This window comes from Kitasatospora sp. NPDC088391, assembly GCF_044753345.1.
Taxonomy (GTDB): Bacteria; Actinomycetota; Actinomycetes; order Streptomycetales; family Streptomycetaceae; genus Kitasatospora.
On the sequence record NZ_JBIVNB010000003.1, the window covers coordinates 370,468 to 385,451 of the forward strand.

General features: G+C 75.2%; 13 protein-coding genes. 10 read left to right on the forward strand and 3 right to left on the reverse strand.

Annotated features, from left to right (window positions below):
- Positions 1-144 precede the first annotated feature (144 nt).
- Genes pdhA through ACIQBJ_RS10375 form a run of 3 tightly spaced genes read left to right on the forward strand, consistent with a single transcriptional unit; the run spans position 145 to position 3,697 of the window.
- Positions 145-1,293: a pyruvate dehydrogenase (acetyl-transferring) E1 component subunit alpha gene (pdhA, locus tag ACIQBJ_RS10365; RefSeq protein WP_400706761.1), complete on the forward strand. Its 1,149-nt coding sequence runs from the start codon at positions 145-147 to the stop codon at positions 1,291-1,293.
- Complete coding sequence (locus tag ACIQBJ_RS10370; protein WP_400706763.1) at positions 1,293-2,267, forward strand: alpha-ketoacid dehydrogenase subunit beta; 975 nt, start codon at positions 1,293-1,295, stop codon at positions 2,265-2,267. Before pdhA ends, ACIQBJ_RS10370 begins: the two co-directional genes overlap by 1 nt.
- A 14-nt stretch (positions 2,268-2,281) precedes the next feature.
- Positions 2,282-3,697 (forward strand): dihydrolipoamide acetyltransferase family protein, encoded by a 1,416-nt coding sequence (locus ACIQBJ_RS10375; RefSeq protein ID WP_400706766.1) that lies wholly within the window; start codon positions 2,282-2,284, stop codon positions 3,695-3,697.
- 63 nt (positions 3,698-3,760) lie between these two features.
- Here the strand turns inward: ACIQBJ_RS10375 and ACIQBJ_RS10380 are convergent, their stop codons facing one another.
- On the reverse strand, positions 3,761-4,045 hold the full coding sequence (locus tag ACIQBJ_RS10380; RefSeq protein ID WP_400706769.1) for a helix-turn-helix domain-containing protein: 285 nt from the start codon (positions 4,043-4,045) through the stop codon (positions 3,761-3,763).
- 266 nt (positions 4,046-4,311) lie between these two features.
- On the opposite strand from ACIQBJ_RS10380, the gene ACIQBJ_RS10385 reads away from it, so the two are divergent.
- Positions 4,312-5,532: a M64 family metallopeptidase gene (locus ACIQBJ_RS10385; RefSeq protein ID WP_400706772.1), complete on the forward strand. Its 1,221-nt coding sequence runs from the start codon at positions 4,312-4,314 to the stop codon at positions 5,530-5,532.
- A gap of 76 nt (positions 5,533-5,608) precedes the next feature.
- Entirely contained in the window at positions 5,609-6,949 is a 1,341-nt protein-coding gene (locus tag ACIQBJ_RS10390; RefSeq protein ID WP_400706775.1) for a nitrate/nitrite transporter, read from the forward strand.
- A gap of 7 nt (positions 6,950-6,956) precedes the next feature.
- Here ACIQBJ_RS10390 and ACIQBJ_RS10395 read toward each other — a convergent pair whose 3' ends face one another.
- Positions 6,957-7,784, reverse strand: a complete 828-nt coding sequence (locus ACIQBJ_RS10395; RefSeq protein WP_400706778.1) for a maleylpyruvate isomerase family mycothiol-dependent enzyme — start codon at positions 7,782-7,784, stop codon at positions 6,957-6,959.
- Between the two features lie 158 nt (positions 7,785-7,942).
- Between ACIQBJ_RS10395 and ACIQBJ_RS10400 the strand changes: the two genes are divergently transcribed.
- From ACIQBJ_RS10400 to ACIQBJ_RS10410, 3 genes are all read left to right on the forward strand, one after another.
- The gene (locus ACIQBJ_RS10400) at positions 7,943-8,740 is read left to right on the forward strand and encodes a carbon-nitrogen family hydrolase (RefSeq protein ID WP_400706781.1); all 798 of its coding nucleotides are present in this window, start codon (positions 7,943-7,945) and stop codon (positions 8,738-8,740) included.
- A gap of 131 nt (positions 8,741-8,871) precedes the next feature.
- The gene (locus ACIQBJ_RS10405; RefSeq protein WP_400706784.1) at positions 8,872-9,756 is read left to right on the forward strand and encodes a GntR family transcriptional regulator; all 885 of its coding nucleotides are present in this window, start codon (positions 8,872-8,874) and stop codon (positions 9,754-9,756) included.
- A 44-nt stretch (positions 9,757-9,800) separates the two neighbouring features.
- Positions 9,801-10,448, forward strand: a complete 648-nt coding sequence (locus ACIQBJ_RS10410) for a hypothetical protein (RefSeq protein ID WP_400706787.1) — start codon at positions 9,801-9,803, stop codon at positions 10,446-10,448.
- Between the two features lie 48 nt (positions 10,449-10,496).
- Here the strand turns inward: ACIQBJ_RS10410 and ACIQBJ_RS10415 are convergent, their stop codons facing one another.
- Positions 10,497-11,282 carry an SLATT domain-containing protein gene (locus ACIQBJ_RS10415; RefSeq protein WP_400706790.1) on the reverse strand — a complete coding sequence of 262 codons (786 nt, stop codon included), beginning with the start codon at positions 11,280-11,282 and terminating at the stop codon, positions 10,497-10,499.
- 448 nt (positions 11,283-11,730) lie between these two features.
- On the opposite strand from ACIQBJ_RS10415, the gene purD reads away from it, so the two are divergent.
- Positions 11,731-13,005, forward strand: a complete 1,275-nt coding sequence (gene purD, locus ACIQBJ_RS10420; protein WP_400706793.1) for a phosphoribosylamine--glycine ligase — start codon at positions 11,731-11,733, stop codon at positions 13,003-13,005.
- A gap of 437 nt (positions 13,006-13,442) precedes the next feature.
- Positions 13,443-14,927 carry a hypothetical protein gene (locus ACIQBJ_RS10425; protein ID WP_400706796.1) on the forward strand — a complete coding sequence of 495 codons (1,485 nt, stop codon included), beginning with the start codon at positions 13,443-13,445 and terminating at the stop codon, positions 14,925-14,927.
- Positions 14,928-14,984 lie beyond the last annotated feature (57 nt).

A 14,984-nucleotide genomic window follows, 5' to 3' on the forward strand; every position in this document is an offset into this window, starting at 1 on the left:
GCTGGGTAACGTTCTCGTGAGGGACGCCGTCGGAAAGGGAACACCGTTCGCCCGCACCTGTGCGCACACCCACGCGCACGAGCCGGGGGACGACCGGACCGGCCACCGGCGACCCCGGGCGGCCGGACAGACCGAGGAGTGAACGTGACCGTCAAAAGCACGGCGAGGGCGCGCAAGAAGGCCGCCCCCGGCGTCCCTGACAAGCCTTCCGCAAACCCGGCCGAGCCGCAGCTCGTCCAACTGCTCACCCCGGAGGGCGTCCGGGTCGAGCACCCGGACTTCCCGCTGACCGTCACGACGGAGGAGCTCCGCTCGCTCTACCGTGACCTGGTCCTGGTGCGGCGCTTCGACGCGGAGGCCACTTCGCTCCAGCGGCAGGGCGAACTCGGCCTGTGGGCCTCGCTGCTCGGCCAGGAGGCGGCCCAGGTCGGCTCCGGCCGCGCGATGCGCCCCGGCGACTACGCCTTCCCGACCTACCGCGAGCACGGCGTGGCCTGGTGCCGCGACGTCGACCCGTTGAACCTGCTCGGCATGTTCCGCGGCGTGAACAACGGCGGCTGGGACCCGAACGAGAAGAACTTCCACCTCTACACCATCGTGATCGGCGCGCAGACCCTGCACGCCACCGGTTACGCGATGGGCATCACCAAGGACGGCGCGGACGACGCGGTGATCGCCTACTTCGGCGACGGCGCCTCCAGCCAGGGCGACGTCAGCGAGGCCTTCACCTTCGCCTCGGTCTACAACTCGCCCGTGGTGTTCTTCTGCCAGAACAACCAGTGGGCGATCTCCGAGCCCACCACCGTGCAGACCCGCATCCCGCTGTACCGCCGGGCCTCCGGCTTCGGCTTCCCCGGCGTCCGGGTCGACGGCAACGACGTGCTCGCCGTCCTCGCGGTCACCCGCTGGGCGCTCGACCACGCCCGCACCGGCCAGGGCCCGGTCCTGGTCGAGGCGTTCACCTACCGGATGGGCGCGCACACCACCTCCGACGACCCGACCCGCTACCGGCAGTCCGAGGAGACCGAGGCCTGGAAGGCCAAGGACCCGATCCTGCGGCTGAAGGCCCACCTGGAGGCCGAGGGCCTGGCCGACGAGGCGTTCTTCGCCGAGGTCGAGGCCGAGAGCGAGAAGCTGGGCCTGCGCGTGCGGGAGGGCGTCCGCTCGATGCCCGACCCGGACCCGACCCTGATCTTCGACCACGCCTACAGCGAGCCGCACCCGCTGGTCGACGAGGAACGCGCCGAGTACGAGGCGTACGCCGCCTCCTTCGAGGGTGGGGAGCACCACTGATGGCCGGTCAGCTCAGCATCGCCAAGGCCCTCAACGAGGCCCTGCGCAAGTCGCTGGAGAGCGACCAGAAGACCGTCCTGATGGGCGAGGACATCGGCAAGCTCGGCGGCGTCTTCCGGATCACCGACGGCCTGCAGAAGGACTTCGGCGACGACCGGGTGATCGACACCCCGCTCGCCGAGTCCGGCATCGTCGGCACCGCGATCGGCCTCGCCCTGCGCGGCTACCGCCCGGTGGTGGAGATCCAGTTCGACGGCTTCGTCTACCCGGCCTTCGACCAGATCGTCTCCCAGCTCGCCAAGATGCACGCCCGCGCGCTCGGCCACGTCAAGATGCCGATCACCGTGCGCATCCCGTTCGGCGGCGGCATCGGCGCGGTCGAGCACCACAGCGAGTCGCACGAGGCGTACTTCGCGCACACCGCGGGCCTGCGGGTGGTCAGCCCGTCCAACGCCCACGACGCGCACTGGATGCTGCGCCAGGCCATCGAGTCGGACGACCCGGTGATCTTCCTGGAGCCCAAGCGCCGCTACTGGGACAAGGGCGAGGTCGGCGAGGACCCGATGCTGCCGCTGCACTCGGCGCGCGTCGTCCGGTCCGGCACCGACGCCACGCTGATCGCCTACGGGCCGATGGTGAAGGTCTGCCAGGAGGCCGCGCAGGCCGCCGAGGAGGACGGCCGCCGGCTGGAGGTGGTCGACCTGCGCTCGCTGTCGCCGATCGACTTCGCCACCGTGGAGGAGTCCGTCAAGCGCACCGGCCGCGGCATCGTGGTGCACGAGGCCCCGGTCTTTCTGGGCCTCGGCGCGGAGCTCGCCGCCCGGCTCACCGAGCGCTGCTTCTACCACCTGGAGGCGCCGATCCTGCGGGTCGGCGGCTACCACGCCCCCTACCCGCCGTCGCGTGTCGAGGAGACCTACCTCCCCGACCTGGACCGCGTGCTCGACGCCGTCGACCGCGCGCTCGCGTTCTGAACGGGGGAGCGAAGATGACCACTGACGTTCGCTCGCTCCGCGAGTTCAAGATGCCCGACGTGGGCGAGGGCCTGACCGAGGCCGAGATCCTCACCTGGTACGTCAAGCCGGGCGACACCGTCACCGACGGGCAGGTGGTGTGCGAGGTCGAGACCGCCAAGGCCGCCGTCGAGCTGCCCATCCCGTTCACCGGCGTGGTCGAGGCGCTGCACTTCCCGGCGGGCACCACCGTCGACGTCGGCACCTCGATCATCGCGGTCGCCGTGGCCGGCGCCGCGCCCGCCCCGGCGGCGCCCGCTGCCGTTCCGGCGGCCGCGGCCGCGCCCGCCGAGGTGGAGCCGGAGCGCCGCGAGGTGCTGGTCGGCTACGGTCCGCGCACCGGTTCGGCGCAGCGCCGGGCCCGGCGCGCCAACGGGGCGGCCGTCGCCGCGCCGGTCGCCGCGCCCGCTGTTCCGGCCGCCGTGCCGGTCGCCCCGGCCGCGCCGGTCGTGCCGCCGGCTCCGGTGCTGCCGGAGGGGGAGCGCCCGCTGGCCAAGCCGCCGGTGCGCAAGCTCGCCAAGGACCTCGGGGTCGACCTGCGCGCCGTGCTGCCGACCGGCCCGAACGGCGTGATCACCCGTGAGGACGTGCACGCCGCGGCCGCCGCCGCGATCGTCGAGCCGGTGGCGGCCCCCGCGCCGGCCCCGGTCGTCGAGGCCGCGCCCGCGCTGCCGGTGCCGACCGCGGCCGGCGACGTCCGGGTGCCGGTCAAGGGCGTCCGGAAGGCCACCGCGCAGGCGATGGTGGCCTCGGCGTTCACCGCGCCGCACGTCACCGAGTTCGTGCAGGTCGACGTAACCCGCACGATGAAGCTGGTGCGCAAGCTCAAGGAGACCGGCGAGCTCGGGGCCGGGGTCCGGGTCAGCCCGCTGCTGCTGGTCGCCAAGGCGCTGCTCACCGCCGTCAAGCGGCACCCGGAGATCAACGCCTCCTGGGACGAGGCGGCCCAGGAGATCGTCCTGCGGGGCGCGGTCAACCTCGGCATCGCCGCGGCCACCCCGCGCGGCCTGATCGTCCCGAACATCAAGGACGCCGGCTCCCGGACCCTCGCCCAACTGGCGATCGGCCTCGGCGAGTTGGTGGAGACCGCGCGGCAGGGCAAGACCGCTCCGGCGGACATGTCGGGCGGCAGCATCACGATCACCAACGTCGGCGTGTTCGGCGTCGACACCGGCACCCCGATCCTCAACCCCGGCGAGGCCGCCATCCTGGCCTTCGGCGCGGTCCGGGAGCTGCCCTGGGTGCACAAGGGCAAGGTGGTGCCGCGTCAGGTCACCACGCTGGCGCTCTCCTTCGACCACCGGCTGGTCGACGGCGAGCTGGGCTCCAAGGTGCTGGCGGACACCGCCGCGATCCTGGAGTACCCGAAGCGCCTGATCACCTGGGGCTGATCCGCCGATCCGCCCCCGCGGGGCCCCGTTCCGCTCCGGCGGAGCGGGGCCCCGCGCCGTTCGCTAGCTGCCCGGGCGGGGGGTGCCGCCGCGGGCGGTCCGCCAGCTGGCCAGGGCCAGCGCGTGGAAGTCCTCGGCGGCGGGCCGGTCCAGCCCGAGGGCGGTGCAGAGCAGCTCCGCGGTGGCCGGGCGCGGGCCGGCGACGCCGCGCTCCAGGTCCGACAGCGTACGAATGCCCAGGCCGGCTTTGACCGCGAGTTCCTGCTGCGTCAGCCGGGCGAGCCGCCGCTGCTCCCGCAGCGCCCGGCCGAAGGCTCCGCGCAGGTCGGAGTCCTGATCGATCCCCATTCCGATTCCCTTTCCCCCCAGTGGTCCCCCGTCCGCAGGATATCCCCCGGAGCGGCGGCCGGTTGTCGGGCCAACGGCATTGCGGGAATTCGGAATTGGGAATTCCGGCGGATTTCCGCCGGGCCGCCGGGGCGGTCCCGGCATTGGGCCGCCCGAGGGAGTTTCGCGCCGCCCCGGCCTGCGCCGGGGCATCCGATGGGTACGTGTGTGCGACCGAAGCACCCGCGCAGTCAGGCCGGGTGACCGTCGCAGCGAGGACTCCCCGTATGCCGACCGGTGCTCCCGGCCCCCTGATGCGGTCCGCGGCCGCCCTGATCCTGGTCGCGGCCGCCGTGCTGCCCGCCGTGGTGGAACTGGCCTCGCCCGCGCCCTCCACCGCGATAGGGCCGCCGCCCGGCCCCGACCGCCCGGCCCCGCCCGCCCGGGCCGACCTGCGCACCCCCGGGGCCCCCGGCGTCGACCTGCGGCTGACCGGCGAGCCCGGCAACCGGGTCACCCTGGTGCTGCTCGGCGACGGCTACACCGCCGACCAGCAGCAGCTCTTCCACGACCAGGCGGACCGGGCCTGGCGGGCCCTGCTGGAGATCGAGCCGTTCCGCACCTACCAGGGGTTCTTCAACATACGGCGGGTGGACGTGGTCTCCCCGGTGGCGGGCATCGCGGAGAGCGAGAACGCCGGGAAGTCCACCGCCACCCCGCTGGGCATGCACTTCTGGTGCGAGGGCACCGCCCGGCTGCTGTGCGCGGACGAGACCGCCACCGCCCGGCTGGCCGGGCAGGGCGAGGGGCCGCAGTACCTGATCGCGCTGGCCAACTCCACCGAGTACGGCGGGGCCGGCGGCACCGGGGTCACCACGCTGGCCGGCGGCAGCCCGGACGCCGGGCGGATCATCCAGCACGAGATCGGCCACACCCTGGGCACCCTGGGCGACGAGTACGACAGCGCGCCGAACGACCCGGACTACCCCAACCTGTCCGCGGTGGACGCCGAGGAGATGAAGCGCGGCCGGACCAAGTGGTGGCGCTGGCTGGGCGCCCAGTCGCCGGACGGCGGCGGCCCGGTCGGGGCCTACCGCAGCGCCAACGGCCTGTACCGGCCGACTTCGGACTCGGTGATGCGGACCCTCGGCGGCAGCTACAACCTGCCCTCCCGGGAGGCGATCGTCGAGCAGCTCTACCGCCGGGTGCAGCCCGCCGACCCGCCCGAACCGGCCCCCGGCCAGGTCTCCGGCCGGCCGAAGCTGCACGTCCGGCCGCTGGCGCTGACCGGCCCGCGGCAGCTGCTGATCAGCTGGACGGTGGACGGGAAGCCGGTGGAGGCGGCCAGCGCGGACGGCACCTGGCTGGACACCGGGGCGCTCGCGCTGTCGGCCGGACACCGGCACACCGTCACCGCGACCGTCCGGGACAGCACCGACTGGGTGCGCGACGAGGCGTTCCGCGACCGCTACATGACCCGGGCGGTGAGCTGGACGCTCGGCGGCTGAGAACCGCCGCCCCGGCGGCCCCGGTCCGGGCCCCGGGGGAAAGATCAGGTGATGGGATGACTAGCCTGGTCGCACTATGAGCGTGGACCCCGCCCCCACCGCACCGTCCCTGTCCGCTCCGCACCGCCCCGCCGGCGTCCCCCGGGCCCCCGGCCCGGCCGTCCTCCACCCGCCCGGCGGCCGGGCCGCCTGGTTCGCCTGGTCGGTCGGCGTCACCGTCTACGCCCTCGCCGTGGTGCACCGCACCAGCCTCGGCGTGGCCGGACTGGACGCCGCCGCCCGGTTCGGCATCGGCGCCTCCGCCCTCTCCACCTTCTCCATCCTCCAGGTCCTGGTGTACGCCGGGATGCAGATCCCGGTCGGCCTGCTGGTCGACCGGATCGGCCCGCGCCGGGTGCTGCTGCTGGGCGTGGCGCTGATGAGCGCCGGGCAGCTGGCGTTCGCCTTCTCCACCGCGTTCGGGCCCGCGCTGGCCTCCCGGGCGGTGATCGGCTGCGGCGACGCGATGACCTTCATCAGCGTGCTGAGGGTCGCCGCCCGCTGGTTCCCGGCCGCCCGCAACCCGTTCGTCGCCCAGCTCACCGGGCTGGTCGGCACCGGCGGCAACCTGGTCACCACCGTGGTGCTCGCGCAGGCCCTGCACACCGCCGGGTGGAGCACCACCTTCGGCGTGATCGCGCTGACCGGCGCCGTGGTCTTCGCGGCGGTGTTCGCCCTGCTGAAGGAGGCCCCGCCCGGTCCGGCCGCCCCGGCGCGGCCCGCGGCCGACCGGCTGCCGGTCGGTCGGCAGATCCGGGCCGCCTGGTCCGAGCCCGGCACCCGGCTCGGCCTGTGGGTGCACTTCACCACGGCCTTCCCGGCGTCCGCGTTCGGCCTGCTCTGGGGCCTGCCCTACCTGGTCGAGGGCCAGGGCATGAGCCGGGCCGGGGCGAGCGGCCTGCTCAGCCTCCTGGTGCTCAGCGGGATGGCCTTCGGCCTGCTGTTCGGCCGACTGGTCTCGCGCTCCGCCGGCTCCCGGCTGCCGATCACCTTCACGGTGCTCGCCGCCACCGCACTCTGCTGGACCGCCGCGCTGGCCTGGCCGGGCGGCCGCCCCCCGCTGTGGCTGCTGGTGGTGCTGGTGCTGGTGATGGGCAGCAACGGCCCGGCCTCGCTGATCGGCCTGGACTACGCCCGGGCCCACAACCCCGTCGAGCGGCTGGGCACCGCCACCGGCATCGCCAACATGGGCGGCTTCCTGGCCGCCATGGTCACGCTGCTCGGCATCGGCGTGCTGCTGGACGCGCTGGCCGCGCCGGGCGCGGACGGCTACCGCACCTCCGACTACCGGCTGGCGTTCTGCTTCCAGCTGCTGCCGCTGCTGCTCGGCACCACGATGATCCTCCGGCTGCGGCGGAAGCTCCCCGCCGCCCGCTGAGGGGTCCTCAGGGGGTGCTCACCAGGTGGGCGAGCACCCGGCTGCCCAGCTCCTGGTCGCCGACCACGGCGACCAGCGCGGTCTCCGGGCGGACCCGGCCGCAGCACAGCCGGACGAAGGTCTGCCAGTCCATCGACAGCCGCACGTCCGGGGCCGGCTCCACCGACTCGTCGACGCTGCCGCGGCCGTCCGCGGCGACCCGGACGGTGCACCGGAACGGCAGCGCGCCCGCGACGTCGAAGACCACCGTCGAGCCGATCGGCGCGCCCGCCTCCTTGGCGACCTGCTTCGGCAGCGAGGAGATCAGCAGGTCCCGGGTGACGACCGCGGCCGGGGAGTCCAGGTTGCCCGGCAGCTGCAGGGCGCGCCGCAGGTCCTGCTCGTGCACCCACACGTCGAAGGCCCGCAGCCGCAGCAGCGTCGCGTACGGGACGTCCCGGGCCAGCGGGCCGGCCGGCCAGCGGACCAGGTCCTGCGGCTGCTGCCGGGCGTTGCGCAGCGCCCGGGAGCGGCGGATGACGGTGTACTCCAGCTCGCTGGTGATCTCCACCGGCGTCCAGCAGCGGCGCTTGTCGACCGGCAGCTCCATGTACCGGGTGAACTCGTTCGTCACGTGCCGCAGGTCGCGCGGCAGGGCGTGGATCGGCCGCGGGTCGCCGAGCAGCTCGGACTCCACGCCGATCACGTGCGAGACCACGTCCCGGACGGACCAGCCGGGGCACTCGGTGGCCCGGTTCCAGGAGTCGGTCGGGAGCGGGGCGAGCAGCTCGGATATCGACTCGATCGAGTGCGTCCACGCGTCGGTGTACGCCTGCACGCTCTGATTGTCCGTCACGGGTATCTCCGGCCCTCCGTCGGCTTGCGTCGTCCCACGTCGCCCGGGCTGTCGAGACCTCCGCACGGACGCGCATACGGCACGTTACGCTGCCCGGTGAGAGCGGGGCAGCGCTTTCGGGTGACGATCGTAGGACTCTTGTCGTGGACGGTGGTACTGTGCGCGCTTCATTGATCCAACTCGCGGTCTCGGACGCCGAACCGGTCGCCGAGCGGCGGGCCAGGGCCGCGGCGCTGGTCAGGGCCCAGGAGGGCGCCGACCTGGTGGTGCTGCCCGAACTCTGGGCGGTCGGCGGCTTCGCGTACGACGCCTGGGCGGCCGGCGCCGAACCGCTGGACGGGCCGACCGCCGAGGCGATGTCGGCGGCCGCGCAGGCCGTCGGCTGCTGGCTGCACGCCGGTTCGATCGTCGAGCGCGATCCCGACGGGCCGATCTACAACACCTCGCTGCTGTTCGCCCCCGACGGCGAGCTCGCCGCCACCTACCGCAAGATCCACCGCTTCGGCTTCGACAGCGGCGAGGCCGTCGCGATGGGCGCCGGCCAGGAGATCGTCACCGCCGACGCCGGCTTCGCCGCCCTCGGCCTGGCCACCTGCTACGACCTGCGCTTCCCCGAGCTGTTCCGGGCCCTGCTGGACGCCGGCGCGGAACTGCTGGTGGTTCCGGCCGCCTGGCCGGCCCGGCGGGCCGAGCACTGGAACCTGCTGGCCCGGGCCCGGGCCGTCGAGGAGCAGGCGTACGTGCTGGCCTGCAACACCGCCGGCACCCACGGCGGCGTCGAGCAGGCCGGGCGCAGCCTGGTGGTCGACCCCTGGGGCCGGGTGCTGGCCGAGGCCGGGCCGGACGAGCAGGTGCTCGCCGTCGAGTTCGACCCCGCCGAGGTCGCGAAGTGCCGGGCCGAGTTCCCGGTCCACCGGGACCGCCTGCTCGGCATCCCGGCCCCCGTCCAGCGCTGAACCGCCGGCCCCGCACCGCCCGCGCGCAACTCTGCGGACCTTGGCCCGGATTGACCATTCCGGGGTAGTCTGTGCGCGTTTTGTGTGCGGGGCCGCCGCGTCGCGGCCCGGCCCGGAGAGGGGACGCGGCCATGACCGCTGCGGGAGCCGGGGGCGGGCGCGCCCAGATCCGGCGCAACAGCCTCCGCGAGCAGATCGCCGACGCCCTCCGGGACGAGATGACGGCCGGCCGGCTGCCCGCCGGCCGGAACTTCACCGTCAAGGAGATCGCCGACGTCTACGGCGTCTCCGCCACCCCGGCCCGGGAGGCGCTGGTCGACCTGGCCGCGCAGGGCCTGCTGGTCAGCGAACCCCACCGGGGCTTCACCGTGCCCGAGTTCGGCTGGCGGGACTTCCTGGAGATCTTCGAGGCCCGCACCCTGCTCACCGACAACGCGCTGCGCCACCTCGACGACCGGGTGGAGCGCTACGACTGGTCCCGGCTGGCCTCGCTGCGCCGCCGGGCCGACGCCGCCGCCCGGGCCGCCCGGACCGGGCAGCTCGACGTGCTGGTCGGCTGCGACCTGCGGTTCTGGCAGGAGGCCGCCGCGCTGCTCTGCAACGACCGGATCGCCGACTACCTGGGCCGGCTGCGGGTGCAGTCCTGGATGTTCGCCGCCCCGCACCTGCGCGGCGGCGAGCTGGCCGGGCTCGGCTGGGACCGGCACGGCGAACTGGTCGACCGGATCGAGGCCCGGGACCGGGTCGGCGCGCACCGGATCGTCAACGACTACAACCTGTTCACCGTCGAGCTGCTGGCCCGGCTGCTCGGCGAACCGCTCGAAGGGGTCGCCGTGCTGCGGCTGCTGCGCGACCCGCCGCCCCCGGCCGGCCCCGGGGCCGCCGTCCCCGAACCCGCCGACCCGGGGCCCGCCGCGGCCGGTCCCGGCCGGGTCCCGATGCCCAGGTTCGTCCCGCCCGGCCGGTTCGCCCGGCCCTCCCGACCGGGGAGCGGGGAGCCCGCCGCGGGCCGGTAGGGTTGGGGCCCGTTGCCCGCCGACCCGAGAGGACGAGCCGGCCCATGGCCTGCGACCTCTGGCTCGTCCCGCTCGTGGACGTGCTCGCCCACAGTCCCGAGAACCCCTTCCGCGAGGACCTGGACCGCTACAACGCGGTGCTGGCCCAGCACGGGCTGCCGCCCGTCCCGGTCCATCCCTACGTCTCGGGGTTCTCCGGGGAGGTCGAGACGATAGCCGCCTTCGACTACGACTCGCTGCACTTCCTGCGCCGCGCCTACCTGCTGGGGCTCACCGGCTTCGAGGTGACCCCGGTGGACGCGCTCGGCAGCGACTACGAGCAGCTGCTGGAGATGTTCGAGTCCACGGCCGAGCAGTCGCACCTGGTCTGGCACTTCGACCACGCCGGGGCCTACGTGCCGGTGGACTTCGCGCTGCCGCTGGTCGCCGACGAACTGCTGGCCGCCGGTGGGCCGTTGGGCTCCTCGTACGGGCTGGTCCGCGAACTCCAGGCGGTGGCACCGCTGTTGGGCATCGATCCGGTCAACCCCCCGCTGCCCACCCGTCCGCTGGGCCCCACCCGGCTGGAACAGCCCTTCGGCCCCCCGATCGACGACTTCCACCCCTACGCCCGGGAGCGCCACGCCTGGTCCGGCCTCTACTCGGCCGCCACCCGCAGCGTCACCCAGGGCTCGATGATCGTCTTCGCCTGACCGGTGCCTGACCGGTGCCCGGCCGGGCGGCCCTGCCCGGCCGCGCGCTCAGCGCAGCGGGCCCTCCGGCGGCCGCTGCCGCGGCATGGTCGGCCGGGTGCCGGGCGGCGGCAGGACCCGCACCTGGGCGCCCGTCCCGCCCTCGTTGCGGCCGCCCCAGGCGCCCGGTGCCTGGGTCGGCAGCTGGCTCATGCCGGCCCGGAACTCCAGCATCCACTCCGAGGTCTCGGAGCGGACCATGTCCGAGACGTCCTCGCAGAAGCGCCGCAGCACGCCGAGGCAGCGCTCGGCGGCCTCGCCCGCGGTGCCCTCGGTCGGGCCGAGCACCTCGCGGACGCACTCCGAGGCCCAGTCGAACTGGAAGGCCTCCAGCCGGCGCTGCAGCGCCTGCGCGGTGGAGACGTCCCGCATCCAGCCGGAGGTCAGGCCGAAGGCCCGGTCGGCGAACAGCGCGGCGGCCGCCAGCGCCAGGCCGGTGTAGCCCCACTCCAGGGCGTGCGGCAGCACGCCGGTCGGCGAGACCAGCGGCGCGCCGACGCCGCCGAGCGCGAACACGCCGGAGGAGAACCGCAACAGGCGGGCCCAGCGGCGCTTCCAGAGCCGGTCCCGGCGGTACCAGTCGATCGCCTCGACGGCGCGCTCCTCCGACCAGCGGTAGAGCTCCTCCAGCCGCTCGGCGGGCTCGCCCCAGTCGCCGAGCGGGAACTGACGGGCGCTCAGGTCGGTCCGGCGGCGGGTGGGGGTCCGCCCGCCGGAACCCGGGACGGGCTGGTCGTCGTCGGCGACCTCCTTGCCCCAGGGGCTCTCCTCGGGCTGCATTTCCGGCTGGCTCACCTGTGGCGCTCCCTGTGGCGGGGTGACTGCGGAGGCCCGGCGGGGAACCGGGCCCTCCTGCGTGGAACGGTGGAACTGGTGGAACTTGACGGTGCGCGGACCCGTGGCGCCCGCGCGGGTCGGAGCCGCCCAGGATGTCGTGCCCGGTGTGCGGCCGGGTCCTCGCCCAACAGCACTTCTTACCGCCAAATGGCTGACCGTGGGGGCGCTTCCGCAGTGATCGTTATGTGATTCCGACTCCGGAAGCCGAGGTCGGAGGGTTGCGGCGGGTGGCCGGATTTCACCCGTCCGGGCGGGGTGAACGGGGGGTGCCGCCCTGACGGTACGGCCGTTCGAGGTCACCCTTCCGGGTGGCCCGGACCCGTCGCTGTCCGGCTGCCTCCCCGCTTCCGGCCCGCCGCCGTCCCGGCGACGGGCCGGAACCGGCCACCGACTAGGCTTGGCAGGCGTGAAGGTCCTCGTCATCGGAACCGGCGCCCGCGAACACGCCCTGTGCCGCTCACTGTCCCAAGACCCCGCAGTCGGCGAACTGCACTGCGCCCCCGGCAACGCCGGGATCGCCCGCCTCGCCACGCTGCACCCGGTCGACCAGTTGGACGGCGCCGCGGTCACCGCGCTGGCCGTCCGGCTCGGCGCCGACCTGGTCGTGATCGGCCCGGAGGCCCCGCTGGTGGCCGGTGTCGCCGAGCCGCTCCGGGCGGCCGGCATCCCGGTCTTCGGCCCCGGGAAGGAGGCGGCCCAGCTGGAGGGCTCCAAGGCCTTCGCCAAGGACGTGATGGCCGGCGCCGCCGTCCCCACCGCGCGCTCCTACGTCTGCACCACCGTCGCCGAGGCCGCCGAGGCGCTGGACGCCTTCGGCGCCCCGTACGTGGTGAAGGACGACGGCCTGGCGGCCGGCAAGGGCGTCGTGGTCACCGAGGACCGCGCCGCCGCGCTGGCGCACGCCGAGGCCTGCGTGGGGGCACCTCCCGGCTCCCGGGGCCGGGGGCGGGTGGTGATCGAGGAGTACCTGGACGGGCCCGAGGTGTCGCTGTTCGCGATCACCGACGGCACCACGGTGCTCCCGCTGGTCCCCGCGCAGGACTTCAAGCGCGCCCTGGACGACGACCGGGGCCCGAACACCGGCGGCATGGGCGCCTACACCCCGCTGCCGTGGGCCCCCGAGGGCCTGGTCGCGGAGGTGCTGGAGACCGTCCTGCAGCCCACCGTCGACGAGCTGCGCCGCCGCGGCACCCCGTTCTCCGGCCTGCTGTACGCGGGCCTCGCGCTGACCTCGCGCGGCACCCGGGTGATCGAGTTCAACGCCCGGTTCGGCGACCCGGAGACCCAGGTCGTGCTGGCCCGGCTGCGCACCCCGCTGGCGGGCGTCCTGCTGGCCGCCGCCAACGGCACCCTGGACGAGCTGGAGCCGCTGCGCTGGTCCGAGGAGGCCGCGGTCACCGTGGTGCTGGCCTCCGAGGGCTACCCGGCCGACCCGCGCACCGGCGACCCGATCGAGGGCCTGGACGCGGCGGAGGCCGACGGCACCGCCTTCGTGCTGCACGCCGGCACCAGGGTCGGCGCGGACGGCGAGGTGCTGACCGCGGGCGGCCGGGTGCTGTCCGTCACCGCCACCGGCGCCGACCTCGCCGAGGCCCGGGCCAAGGCGTACGCGGGCGTCGCGAAGATCTCCTTCAAGGGCGCCCAGCACCGCACCGACATCGCGCTGAAGGCCGCCCGATAGCAGACCGCGAGCCGCCTCCCCGCGGGGCGCTGGGCCCGGACCGACCCGTCCGGACGCAGCGCCCCGCGGCATTTCCCGAGGTCGCCACCGTCAGCGACAGGGGTGGAAAACCAGTCCTTCGGGTGATCCCCCGGTCATCCTGCTGACGGGGCGCGGGCCCGCGCCGTAGGGTGCGCTGCATCGCGCAGGGGCGGGGGCCCAGGCACGGACGCGGCTCGTCGCCGGAGTGCGCCGGGGCGATGCTGGGAGCATCGGCGCTCCGCCGCGGCGTCACCAGGACGGGTGGAATCCGGGAGGTTCCGGAACGTCCGCCCGTATCGGGGCGTCGAGACTGGGCAGGAGAGCGCCACGCGAGTCGTACCACCGGGTTCGGCATCCGCCGCTTCCCGTACCGGAATTGATCGAGTCGAGTCGGCTGCGAAGGGGGTGCCGCGGCAATGGCTGCAGTGGACACCGCACGCGCCCGGGCCCGGGCCGTCCTGCGTCTGCGCGGACGGGCCGTGGCCGCCGCCGCGCTGCCCGCCGCCTGCGCGGCGGTCCTGCTCGCCGGGCGGTTCACCGGGCGGATAGGCGCCCCGGGGGCGCCGGACGCCGCCCTGTGGGACGGCATCCGCTGGGCGGTCGGCGCGGTCGCCGCGCTGACCCTGCTGCTGGCCGCCCTGGTGGCCCGCGCGCACCGGCGGGCCGTCCCGCCGGTCACCCCGGCGGTGCCGCTGGAGCGGTCCGACGCCCCCGAGCTGTACCGCCTGATCGAGGAACTGGCCGAGCGGCTGGACGTGCCCGCGCCCGCCGCCATCGCGCTCACCCCCGACTGCGACAGCTGGCTGGAGGAGCCGCCCGCCCGCGGCCCCGCCCGCCGGCCGTCCGCCCCCGTGCTGGTGATCGGCTCCCCCTTCCTGTGGTGGATGCGGGCCGGCGAACTGCGCGCCCTGCTCGCCCCGGTGGTGGCCGGCACCGCGGCCGCCGCCGACCCGGACATCGCCGACGCCCGCCGCTGGCTGCGCGCCCTGGACGCCGCGCTGGGCGAGCGCCGCCGCGGCCCCGTCGCGCGGGTCGACCGGTGGCTGCTGGGCGCCTGCCGCGAGCACGCCGCCGAACTGGAGCAGGCCGCCGCAGCCTGGTCCTCCGAGCAGGCCCGGGCCGTCGACCACGGGCTGCGGATCGCCGCCCAGGAGCAGGTCGGCCTCGCCTACGCGGGCTGGGACCGGCTGCTCACCCGGGTCGCGCTGCCCGCCTGGCGGCTCGGCCGGCACCCCGAGCACCTGAACGCGGGCGTGGTCTCCGCGCTCACCGAACTGTCCCGCCGCGACCGGCTGGCCGCCGACGGCTACGGCAACCGGCTCGGCGACCGCCCCGCCTGCGACCTGCTGGAGGAGCCCGGCGCGGTGGACGCCCGGGTCTCCCGGCTGGCCGCCGGGCTGCTACACGAGGAGCCCGCCGAGGGCTGGCGGCCGCTCGACTGGGCCGACTACCCGGGCGAGGTGGTCGACCGCGGCTGGCGGGAGCAGGCCGCCGCCCTGCAGGCCGCGCTCGGCGGGGACCGGAAGCACACCGGCCCGGCCCTGGACCAGGTGCTGGCCCGGCTGGCGGCCGGCGAGGCCGAGACGCTGGCCGCCGCGCTGGCCGGCCAGGTGGCGCGCGGGGCCCGGGTCGCGCCCCCGCTGCCCCCCGTGCGCAGCGGCCGCGACCTGCTGGTCGAGCACCTGGTCGCCACCGTCTGCTGCGCCGCGGTGGACGCCGGCACCGCCGCCCCCGGCCTGGACTGGCTGGACGGCCCGGTGCTGCTGTCCCGGACGGCGCCGCGGGCCGAACTCGCCCCCGCGGTGGCCCTCGCGGTGGAGGACGGGCAGGACGGTCCGCTGCTCGCCTGGCTGGAGCGGGCCGGGGTCCGGCTGGAGCGTCCGGTCCGGCTCTCGGGCTGATCGGGGGCCGTTCCGGGAAACCGGGGGCCACCGGTACCAATTGCTACGGTGGGGTGA